Genomic DNA, 10,516 nt, shown 5'->3' with positions numbered 1-10,516 from the left:
TCTTAGTCCGAACCCTAGGCTACTTCGGACTCAAAAAGGTGGAAACCGCTGATTTGAGTCCGAACCCGAGCCAACTTCCGACACAAAAGGCTGCAAACCCTGATTCTTAGTCCGAACCCGGGCCTACTTCGGACACAAAAGGCTGGAAACCCTGATTCTAAGTCCGAACCCGGGCCATCTTCGGACTCAAAAGGCTGGAAACCCTGAATTTGAGTCCGTACCCGAGCCAACTTCGGACACAAAAGGCTGCAAACCCTGATTCTAAGTCCGAACCCTAGGCTACTTCGGACTCAAAAAGGTGGAAACCGCTGATTTGAGTCCGAACCCGGGCCTACTTCGGACACAAAAGGCTGGAAACCCTGATTCTTAGTCCGAACCCGGGCCTACTTCGGACACAAAAGGCTGGAAACCCTGATTCAAAGTCCGAACCCGAGCCAACTTCGGACACAAAAAGCTGGAAACCGTAGCTCTTAGTCCGAACCCCATGCTACCTCAGAGGCAAACAGCAAATAGGCGATCCTCCACGCGGAGAATCGCCTCATTCTATTCCTGCTTCCTATTCCTAATCTCCTTTTCAACCTTTCGCAGCGCCTTTTTCGACCCTCTCTCCAGATCATGCTGCAGCTTCCGTTCATGGTAACTGGTAAATAAGGTATTCCTGTCATACCCTTCCGGATATAGCTCGCTTGCCTTAATGTCCAATTCAATCCGCTTGCTGTTCACTTCCACTATTTCATTTTTATAGAACAGCTTAATGTTATTAAATTTATCTAATGGCTCATAAACAATAGCGTAATCATCCTGGCTGATCCATTTTACCCTGTCACCGATTTCATAAGGATATTCGTCTATGTTCTGCTTCACTTCAATCACTGGCTTCTTTATTTTGTTCTCTCTTACTGCTTCCAGATTATAATCCTTGTTTTCAATATACTTTTGCGCGCGTTTCAGGACATGTTCGCGGATATTCATTTTTCTGGAAATCCAAAGCGCATTGCTCTCTCCTGATTCACCTATTAAAAGCTTATACATCGGCCTTAATTCGGCACTATCGAATAACATGGCTGCATTCATAAAATCATCATGCATTTCAGAATAACGTTTAATTTCACCATAGTGAGTAGTGGCAATCGTGATACATCCCATATGATAAAACTCTTCCAGAATGGCAATGGCCAATGCAGCTCCTTCATTCGGCTCTGTTCCGCTGCCAATCTCATCGAATAAAAGCAGCGTATTATTAGTGGAAGCACTAAGGATTTCGGAAATATTTTTCATATGGGAAGAAAACGTGCTTAGCGCGTTCTCTATGCTCTGATTATCGCCAATATCTACAAAGACATTGTCAAATATGGCGATTTCACTCCCCGTCTTCGCCATAATATGAAATCCGGACATGACAGCCAGAGTTAGGATTCCGATTGTCTTAAGGACGACGGTTTTCCCGCCTGCATTTGGGCCTGTTATGACTAAGCTTCTAAAGTCCTTCCCGATTTCAAAATCCAGCGGGACAACGTTTCCTTCCAATAAAGGATGCTTGCTGTTTACTAATTTGATATACCCATGATTATTTATTTCCGGTTCGATGGCGTCCGTACTTTTGCTGTACTTCGCTTTCGCAAAAATCATATCGTACTGGCTGATGCATTCAATATTGATGCGGATCTCATAAATGGATTCAAGAATCGCTCCGGAAAGCGTGGCTAAGATTTGATATTCCTCCACCGATTCCTCCGATTTCAGCATGGCCAATTCCACATTAAGCTTTGAAACGGCATTAGGCTCCATAAAAACAGTCGACCCTTTTGAAGATGTTTCGATTACTGTCCCTGCTACCTGATTTTTAAAGGAAGCTTTAATGGGAATTGTAAAGCGGTCATCCTTTTTGCTTATATAAAATTCTTGAATATAGTCCTTATTAGCACTGCTCCGCAAGAACTTATTCAATCGTTCTTCAATTTTCTCTTCGGTTTTGGCAATATGGTTTCTAATCCGTTTCAGCTCTTTGCTGGCACCTGAGTCAACCATGTTTCCTTTGATTGCATATAAGATCTCTTCTTCAATCTGCCTAAATTCAGTCATAGATAACGCATACGTGTAGAGAACTGGCGCAAAAAACTCTTTATCTGCCATAAACTTTTTGATTTTTCGGCAGCCCCTTAGAAAATCGGATACAGCGTTTAACTCTGATGGAGTTAATATGATTCCTTTTTCCACCTTTTCAATAATACTGGTGATATTGGAAATGCCGGTTAATGGCAGATGCTTCTCGGCGTCAAGCAGCCTTCTGGCCTCGCTTGTTTCGTTTAAGCGATTGCGGACGGCTTTTATATTTGAGCTCGGCTCCAGCTTATCGATCAGCGCTTTCCCTAAACTGCTGACACAATGCTGTTTCACTTTATTTTTTAATTCGTGGTATTGTAATTTATCAAAGGACATTTCATTCATTCTCTCAGCCTCATTCCAAATAAAATAGCCCGCGAAAGCCTTCCCCGCTCCAATGTGAATTGGGCAGAAAGCTTCCGCGGGCGTTCTACTTTTCGAACAGGCATAAACAAACTAAACCCTAAAACAGGCATAGTGTCTAAAGCTACACGAATATATAGAAATGGAAGCAGTCTGATAGCAGGCATTCAAACATATATTGTTTGAAAAAAAGGCATTCTTAATAAACTGGCAAAAACCAGAAAATTAGCACCTTATTCAACTAAATAATTAGTTGACACCTGCAATCGACATACTTCACCACACCTTTTTATAATATAAAATTAATGTAGCACGGAACTGCAAGTCCAGTCAATCCGCATTCTGAAAATTTGAATTTATGACAAAAGAAAAGCACACCTTACTGCAAAAGGTGCACTTCCTTTTGATATTCTGTTTACTCTGTTTCCTCTTCAGTTCCATCTTCGCTGTCTTCTTCAGCGCCTTCTTCTGTTTCCATATTTTCAGTTTCTTCTGTGTTCGTCTCGTCAGTGTCTTCTTCATTGCTGCAGCCTGTCGCCACACCTGTAATCAGTAAAGCTGCCATCAAAGCTAATAACCATTTTTTCATTTCCAATTCCTCCTTGGCTGCTATAGTTGTTACAGTAGTAATCATAGAAGAATTTGAAAGAAAATAGAAGGTCATAATCCATTTTTTTACATACATTAACCTTCTTTTAAGAAAGTTTATGAAAATAAAACATAGGTTTTTCAAATAGCGGGACTAAGAGCACTTCACAAAGAAATAGATTAAAACAGGTGATTTAAGTTTAATCGACTATCCCCTCTATTCTTTAAGGATGTTTCATAAAAAACACAATTCTATAAACAGAGTTTACCTGGCATTAATATTAAGAGGATATGATTGTTTTATCAACAAATGAGGAGGCAATATAAATGAATCTTCGTGCAGTATTTATTGATATGGATGGTACACTCCTGAAAGCCTCAAATTGCATCTCCCGCCGAAACATGGAAGCCATTTATCGGCTCGCAGATCAGGGAGTCATGGTGTTTCTAGCAACAGGCCGTCATTATGAAGTAACCTCTCCCTACCATAAAGAAATTGGGTTACAAACTCCGATGATTTGTTTGAATGGGGCCGCTATTCATGATGCACAGACAGGAATGGCGACACAAATAAAAACTGTACGATTGAACGAGGAACGCTTTCACCATCTGACCGCAGAAAGGCCATGTAATGTTATGATCCATACTTCAACTGGGCTATATTGTAAGGAAACAAATGAAGAAATCGATTATTGGACTCAAGTGGGACAAATTCCACCGCAGTATATCGGTGATTTAAGACTGGCAACTTATCAGGATGTTCTTAAATATAGTGTTCGAACAGGTTCCCCAAGTCCTGAATTATCCGCTATGTTTAAAACAGAAGCAGGGGTCATCGATTGGAATGACGGGTTTGAGCTGGTTGCTCCTGATGTATCCAAATGGGCTGCTATCAAAAGCTTGCTGGACAAATATCGAATCAGTCCAAGTGAAGTCGCAGCCATTGGAGACGGGCCGAATGATATAGAGATGCTTCGTCATGCCGGTACTGGCGTGGCAATGGGGAATGCCAGCGAAAAGGTTAAAGCCGCAGCTGACTTTATTACAGGACACCACGAAAATGATGGATTAGCTGAGTTTATAGAACGTTATCTTATTAAATCTTATGCGATTTAATGTATTTTACAGGTCATTCGGCATTATTTAAAGACAGGTGAACTACCTGTCTTTTTTGATAGCAATATTCTTAGGTTAATAGGTGAAAACAACTCCCGCACACAACCCGCTTAAACCCTTTTTCACATCAGGCACCGATAATCTTCTTTAACGCCTGCACTCTCTCAGGATCAATGGCATACTCATAGCTGGATTCCACACGGACCCCGGTGCCAAAATGAACTTCAGTGACAGGCACTTTTTCTAAAAACGCTTGAATATTTTCAATCGATAGACCTGCTCCAGCCATTATTTTTAAATGGCTATCATCCGTAAGCTCATGCAGACGCGTCAGTCTTTCTGCTGCATCTGCAGCACTACTTTTGCCGCCGGATGTAAGGAGTCTGGAAATCTGCGGATACTGCACTAGACTTTCCAAAGCGGCAAATTGATCATCTGCCTCATCAAAGGCACGATGGAAGGTAATGTCCAGCCCATCTGCTGCATCGATTAACCGCTTTAAATGATCGTTATGTACTTGATGCTGGGGTGTTAGAACGCCAAATACTACACCTGCTGCTCCTAATTTTTTGCAGATGCTAATATCCTCAATCATAATTTCTATGTCCTCTTCCGAATAGCAAAACCCGCGGCTGTGCGGGCGGATCATTACATTCACTGGGATCTTTAACTCCTTGCACACTCTTTCAATAACAGCATAACCCGGTGTCAGACCGCCCTCTGCAAGCCCGGTTACCAGTTCAATCCTGCCTGCGCCGGCTTCCTGGGCAATTAGCGCATCACTTAGAGTATCTGCGATCACTTCTATTAACATATTTATGTATCTCCTTTAATAGTGCTTTCCCATTAATTTGTACTTAGTTTAAAGGCAATTTCTCAGAATGGAATATTTCCTTTATAGATCCCACTTCTATTCCAGCATCATTTCGAATAACCGGAGGCCTTAGATTTCTTAGCTTTTTTATGGTTTCGTGATTGCTGTATTGTATTTGTTCAAGTATGGACGCTAAAATGTTAGGCCAGACGTCCTCAGATCCATTTAAGACTTTGAGGGCAAATCCAGCACGTTCTTTTTTAAGTCCGAAGCAATACACACCCTGGGCTCCGCCTTTAGCAACAATATTCTTGTCTTCCAATAAAATCGAACAGATAAAATGCTGTGAGGCAACCATATTGAACTGGTTATTCATAGTGGCGGTCATGTTAATGACTGCCTGCTGCAGCTGTAAATCTTGAATCAAATCGGGACAAGCCAGCTTAAGGTATACCTCGGACATCTTTTTTAACGGTATTGCAAAAACGGGAGCCCCGCAGCCATCAATACCAATATGAATTGCAGAGACCGGGGTGCCTGATAAATGAGAAAGAATTTCCAAGATATGTTTTTGCAGAGGATGGTCTTCTTTCCAGTATCCCTCCACCGGAAATCCCCATTCACGGCATACTGTAATAAAGCCCATATGTTTGCCTGCGCAATTGTGATAAAGCTTTCTTTTCTGAACCCCTTGTCTGATCATCTCTTCTCTTGGCTGTATATTTAAAGGATAAGAAGGAGGGCAATAAAGCTCTTCTTCCTTTACAGGAAGTTTTGCCAGCATGGATTCCAGAGCCTTAATATGGTAGGGTTCTCCTCGATGGGAAGCTGTAAACAATGCTGCTTCCTGCTCTGTTAAACCGTATTTCTCAATTATGTCAGTCAGAAAGACCGGCAGCGCCTGGATTGGCTTAGATGCGGAGCGAAAGTATGTGTAATGATCTTCATCACCAACCTGATAAAAAGATTCCAATTTATCATCCACTCCACAAATGATCCCTGTATGAATATTCTCAACCAGTCCTCCCCTGACTTCCTCTACTAATGCAGTATATTTCACTTCAGTTCTCTCCTTAAAAATGGCTTATCTACTCAAGCTCCAGCATAAGATTTTGGGCCTGTATGGCCGCCCCAAGAACAACTCCGTTATCACTTAATTCTGAATAGACGATTCTCACCGATTGCTTCAATGGCTCCCAAATATACAACTCGCATTTTTGCTCAATGGCTTCCTTCATTTCAGGCAGTTTCTCAATCGTATTGCCGCTCAAAATAATGACTTCCGGATTGTAAAGGCAGAGGAGATTACTGATTGCCAAAGCAATATAAGTGGAGGCTCTATCCATGATATTTAATGCCCAGGGCTCACGGTCCCGGTAAGATTGGAAGACATCTTCTATAGAAGAAATATCCTTCACCTTCCTGCTGTCTGCAAGGATCGCTCCTTCAGAAATATAAGTGGCGAGACAGCCTATTTTGCCGCAATTGCAGACATTGCCTGTAGGGTCAATTACTGTATGCCCGATTTCCCCGGCATTATTGGTTTCCCCTCTGTAAATGTCTCCATTAAGCATGATTGAAGAACCAATTCCTGATCCAATGCCTATTAATATGGAATTCTGGGAATTCTTTGCTTTCCCTTTAAAGCTCTCTGCGACAATCTTCATTTTTAATTCATTATCAACTATGACATTAAAAGAGGTAAGCTTTTGCAGATCTTCAGCCAAGTTTGCATTTTTCCACTTTAACTGATCCGATACCTTTACAATCCCGTTTTTATAATCAATATATCCAGGTAAACCGACAGCGAGTCCCATTATTTTAGCAGCCGGAATTTCGTTTTCATCCATAATCTTTCGAATGACCATATTTATTTTATGGAGCGTTTCCATATAACTCTCTGATTCATTTCTTTTACTCTTAAGTAACGAAACCATTTCTCCAATATAATTGACAATCCCAACCTTTAGAAGGGATTTATCAATTTCAATACCAACTGTATAAAGCACATCGCCGCGAACTTCAAGCAAGGTCGCTTTTCTCCCGACTCCAGACGCAACTGCCTCTGTTTCCCTCAGGTAGCCCTGCAGCTGAAGTTCATTGACAATTCGTGTTATAGAAGTCGGGCTCATCCCCGTTATTTTCGCAATATCAATCCTTGATATAGGAGACTTAGTCTTTAAAATATCAAGAACAAGATTTTTATTTTGTCTTTTCATTAAAAGCTGATCTTGTTTCTCCATAATCCTACCTTCTTTATGACTGCAGATTTAGACTTCCAACTCTGAAGGCGCATTTAAAGAATCGTGTTGACTCTCGCCTTCATTGAAAAATCCAACAACATCCTTTAAACTTGATCACATTTCTGTGCAAGTCCGGTAAAGCTTCCAAAAGAGAATTCCCCATTCCATTTTGGAAGCTTCCATTGGAAATCCCCATCTCATTATACACTTTGTTCAAAGCATGAATCCATTTACCTAAAGCTTTTAATGAATCCTACAGCTTCCGCAATATCACGGATTGGATTTTGATCTACTTCTCTTTCAATCGTTAAGTAGCCTTGATAATTAATTTCGTTCAAAGCATTGAAGTAAGCCTGGAAATCAACGTTCCCCTTTCCGAGCGGAAGCTCCCTAAAATATTCACCTGAGGCAACCATTTCGGCAATTTTCTCATGGTCTGTTCCGCCCCCATATCCAAGGAACCCGTATACATCACGGGGATCAGCAGGCTTAAGCCTCTTTCCATCCTTCACATGTGTATGGACAATATAATCCTTTAGAAGCCTGACACCATCTGCCGGGTCATCTCCTGTCACCATCACCATATTCGCAGGATCAAAATTTACTGATACCCCATTCGTGCTCAGCGTATCCAGAAATTTTTTGAGCCTGGCGGATGGTTCAGGACCTGTCTCAATGGCAAAGTAGGCATCCATGCTTCTTGCATAAAGAGCCAGCTCCTCACAAGCTGCCTGCATCGCTTCATAGATGGGGCTGTTCTGCTCCTCCGGAATAATGCCAATATGCGTCGTCACAATATTTGTTCCCAATTCTGCAGCGAGATCCAAAATGCGTTTTGATTTTTCTATCTTAACAGGATTTTGTTCAATATCCTGAAACCCATGTCCTCCAAGGTCACCGCAAAGTGCCGATATTTCCAGACCAATGGATTCCAAATAGCTCTTAAGTTGCTTCCGGGAGTTCTGATCCATATTTTCAGGAGCCATTTCTCCTTCAACCGCATATATTTGTACACCATCAGCCCCCATATCCCTGCAGACTTTAAGTCCTTCGTACAAGGGCAGCCGCAGGCTATCTACCATAACACCGATTTTATTTGAGAGTTTTACAGTCTCCATTTTAAGCAAAGGTCACCTCACTTTTCTTATCTGCCGCTTCATAAATGCCAGCGAGGATCTTCATCATTTCCACCCCATCTTCAACGGGCGCCAAAGGATCTGTTCCTGTTATGCAGCTCGAAACAAAAGAATCGATCTGATTTTGAAAGGCATTGGCAAAATCAAATGTTAAATGATCCATCTGCGGGTGAATATTTAAAATGGTGTTATTTTCTTCACTTACAATCCCCAATTCAGGCTCCAGTTCTGCTCCGCCTTTTGTGCCATATAATTTGACTCCAATTTCATCTTGTTTTGCATGGAGGGTAAAGGATACATCTACAAATAAAGATGCGCCATTTTCGAAAGTAATCAGGGCATTCGCCAAATCCTCTACTGTGTTACGGTCTTTTTGATAATCTGCCGCTTTATAAAAGTGTAAATTCTCGACATTCCCTCTGTTCCCCAGCTTGCTGTACACATTCCCGGAAATCGCCTTCACTTTAGGGCGGCCCATCAGGTACCAGCACACATCGATGACATGGACACCCAGGTCAATTAAGGGACCTCCCCCTGAGCGGTCTTTGTCTGCAAACCAGCCCCCCGGATTTCCCAGACGGCGGAGGCATGATGCTTTTGCATAGTAAATGTCGCCTAAAGTTCCGTTGTCAACAAAAGCCTTCAGCACTTTTGTATTTGTAGCAAACCTCCTGACGAATCCTACCTGCAGGGTTTTCCCGCTATTCCTTACAGCTGCTTCCACTTTTAACGCTTCTTCCACATTCATGGCCAAAGGCTTTTCTACCAAAACATGTTTTCCAGCTTTTAGTGCTCCAACAGAAATTTCCGCATGGCTATTATTCCAGGTGCAAATGCTTACTGCATCAACATTCGGGTCACTATAGACTTCATCAATATTCCCATATACACGGCTGATCCCATACTCCAGCGCTTTCGCTTCCGCTCTTTCCGCGGAATAATCAAATACCCCGTAAAGGACAGCATCAGAATTGCCGGCAAAGGACTTGAAGTGCATATCAGATATCGATCCGGCTCCTATAATACAGACTCTTAATGGCTCCACTTTCTTCACCCTTTCAAAACCGGCTTAGATTCATTCACTGCCTGCACTTCATTCCATAATCTTCTTACATTATCCATGCCAATTTTGGAACCTATCCTGCAATCTTCCATACCTTCAAATTCCACTGTCAAATAACCGTCATAACCGGAGCCCTTTATCAATCTAATAATCTCGCGTATATTTAAATCTCCGTGGCCCACGATTGCTCCGCGCAGATAGTTTTCATTTACAGTCCTGAACCAGACTCCATCACCCGGATTCTCAAAATATGGGCGAATATAGAAATCTTTTAAATGGACCGTTGCTGCGTATTTTAGGTTCTTTTTTACCCCAACGAGCGGATCTTCATCAATGCAAAGGAAGTTACCGACATCGAGAGTTGTTTTAAAGTTAGGGCGGTCCACCACATGAATGACCCGTTGTACACGGTCGCTCGATTGGACATTGAATCCGTGGTTTTCAATGGTTGTCGTAATGCCGTATTGTGCTGCGTAATCTGCGATTTGACGGCTTCCTTCTACTAACTTATCAAAATGCTCTTCAAAGTAGTGAATCGTCATTTCTTCCGGCTTCAGCTGAAATGCTGTTACATCATGGCGCATAATCTTAATGCCCATGAGATTAACGATATCCACATGCTCCTTCAGCCGCTCCACTTCTTGTTCGAATGCTTCCTGTGTCGGCTGGACAAAATTGGCCGGCAGGGAATAGGCAGAAAGTTCAATCCCGGCTGCTTCTGCTCTCTTCTTAATTTGATGTGCCAGCTCCGCATTATCCACAACCGAGAAGCCATAAGGAACGATCTCCATGTGCTCACCGCCATTTTCGGCAATCCAGTCGATCACATCCAGAACTGTCATATTGCCATCTCTTAATTCTCTTACTAAACTGTACGTGCTAAGTCCAACCTTCATGAAAATCCTCTCCTATTACTTGTATTTTATAGTGAATTTACAGGAACGCTGATATACCACCAAGTGACCGATATATCAAAAATGTGACCGATAAAATTAAATTCTGACCGATATCTCCGAAAACTGACCGATATAATTAAAAGTTGACCGATAAACACGGCAAAGTGACCGATAAATTCCTGCAGAGCGAAAAA

Annotated in this window: 9 protein-coding genes; 1 reads left to right on the top strand and 8 read right to left on the bottom strand. The window is 42.1% G+C overall.

Annotated elements, in window-relative coordinates; translation table 11 throughout:
• Nucleotides 1–543 precede the first annotated feature (543 nt).
• Both AC3WTL_RS02170 and AC3WTL_RS02165 read right to left on the bottom strand, forming a co-directional pair.
• Complete coding sequence (locus AC3WTL_RS02170) at nt 544–2,448, bottom strand: endonuclease MutS2 (RefSeq protein WP_492368885.1); 1,905 nt, start codon at nt 2,446–2,448, stop codon at nt 544–546.
• Between the two features lie 433 nt (nt 2,449–2,881).
• Nucleotides 2,882–3,055 (bottom strand): hypothetical protein, encoded by a 174-nt coding sequence (locus AC3WTL_RS02165; protein ID WP_492368884.1) that lies wholly within the window; start codon nt 3,053–3,055, stop codon nt 2,882–2,884.
• Between the two features lie 326 nt (nt 3,056–3,381).
• Here AC3WTL_RS02165 and AC3WTL_RS02160 point away from each other — a divergent pair, with 326 nt between their 5' ends.
• Nucleotides 3,382–4,170: an HAD family hydrolase gene (locus tag AC3WTL_RS02160; RefSeq protein WP_492368883.1), complete on the top strand. Its 789-nt coding sequence runs from the start codon at nt 3,382–3,384 to the stop codon at nt 4,168–4,170.
• Between the two features lie 127 nt (nt 4,171–4,297).
• On the opposite strand, the gene AC3WTL_RS02155 is transcribed toward AC3WTL_RS02160, so the two are convergent.
• The 6 genes from AC3WTL_RS02155 to AC3WTL_RS02130 all read right to left on the bottom strand — a co-directional run bounded on the left by AC3WTL_RS02155 (nt 4,298) and on the right by AC3WTL_RS02130 (nt 10,322).
• Entirely contained in the window at nt 4,298–4,984 is a 687-nt protein-coding gene (locus AC3WTL_RS02155; RefSeq protein ID WP_492368882.1) for a copper homeostasis protein CutC, read from the bottom strand.
• 43 nt (nt 4,985–5,027) lie between these two features.
• The gene (locus tag AC3WTL_RS02150; RefSeq protein WP_492368881.1) at nt 5,028–6,044 is read right to left on the bottom strand and encodes an asparaginase; all 1,017 of its coding nucleotides are present in this window, start codon (nt 6,042–6,044) and stop codon (nt 5,028–5,030) included.
• 28 nt (nt 6,045–6,072) lie between these two features.
• Entirely contained in the window at nt 6,073–7,227 is a 1,155-nt protein-coding gene (locus tag AC3WTL_RS02145) for an ROK family transcriptional regulator (RefSeq protein ID WP_492368880.1), read from the bottom strand.
• A 230-nt stretch (nt 7,228–7,457) separates the two neighbouring features.
• The gene (locus AC3WTL_RS02140; RefSeq protein ID WP_492368879.1) at nt 7,458–8,345 is read right to left on the bottom strand and encodes a sugar phosphate isomerase/epimerase family protein; all 888 of its coding nucleotides are present in this window, start codon (nt 8,343–8,345) and stop codon (nt 7,458–7,460) included.
• A gap of 1 nt (nt 8,346) precedes the next feature.
• Nucleotides 8,347–9,408 carry a Gfo/Idh/MocA family protein gene (locus AC3WTL_RS02135; RefSeq protein WP_492368878.1) on the bottom strand — a complete coding sequence of 354 codons (1,062 nt, stop codon included), beginning with the start codon at nt 9,406–9,408 and terminating at the stop codon, nt 8,347–8,349.
• 5 nt (nt 9,409–9,413) lie between these two features.
• Nucleotides 9,414–10,322, bottom strand: coding sequence for a sugar phosphate isomerase/epimerase family protein (locus AC3WTL_RS02130; protein ID WP_197249526.1), 909 nt, complete (start codon nt 10,320–10,322; stop codon nt 9,414–9,416).
• Nucleotides 10,323–10,516 lie beyond the last annotated feature (194 nt).

Source organism: Cytobacillus sp. EB106-05-05-XG126, from assembly GCF_058791715.1.
This window is presented reverse-complemented; position numbering and strand designations above follow the sequence as displayed.

Excerpts from the sequence above, each read along its gene's own strand:
- AC3WTL_RS02170 (WP_492368885.1), bottom strand. The coding sequence starts at position 2,448 with ATGAATGAAATGTCCTTTGATAAATTACAATACCACGAATTAAAAAAT.
- AC3WTL_RS02165 (WP_492368884.1), bottom strand. The coding sequence starts at position 3,055 with ATGAAAAAATGGTTATTAGCTTTGATGGCAGCTTTACTGATTACAGGT.
- AC3WTL_RS02160 (WP_492368883.1), top strand. The coding sequence starts at position 3,382 with ATGAATCTTCGTGCAGTATTTATTGATATGGATGGTACACTCCTGAAA.
- AC3WTL_RS02155 (WP_492368882.1), bottom strand. The coding sequence starts at position 4,984 with ATGTTAATAGAAGTGATCGCAGATACTCTAAGTGATGCGCTAATTGCC.
- AC3WTL_RS02145 (WP_492368880.1), bottom strand. The coding sequence starts at position 7,227 with ATGGAGAAACAAGATCAGCTTTTAATGAAAAGACAAAATAAAAATCTT.
- AC3WTL_RS02140 (WP_492368879.1), bottom strand. The coding sequence starts at position 8,345 with ATGGAGACTGTAAAACTCTCAAATAAAATCGGTGTTATGGTAGATAGC.
- AC3WTL_RS02130 (WP_197249526.1), bottom strand. The coding sequence starts at position 10,322 with ATGAAGGTTGGACTTAGCACGTACAGTTTAGTAAGAGAATTAAGAGAT.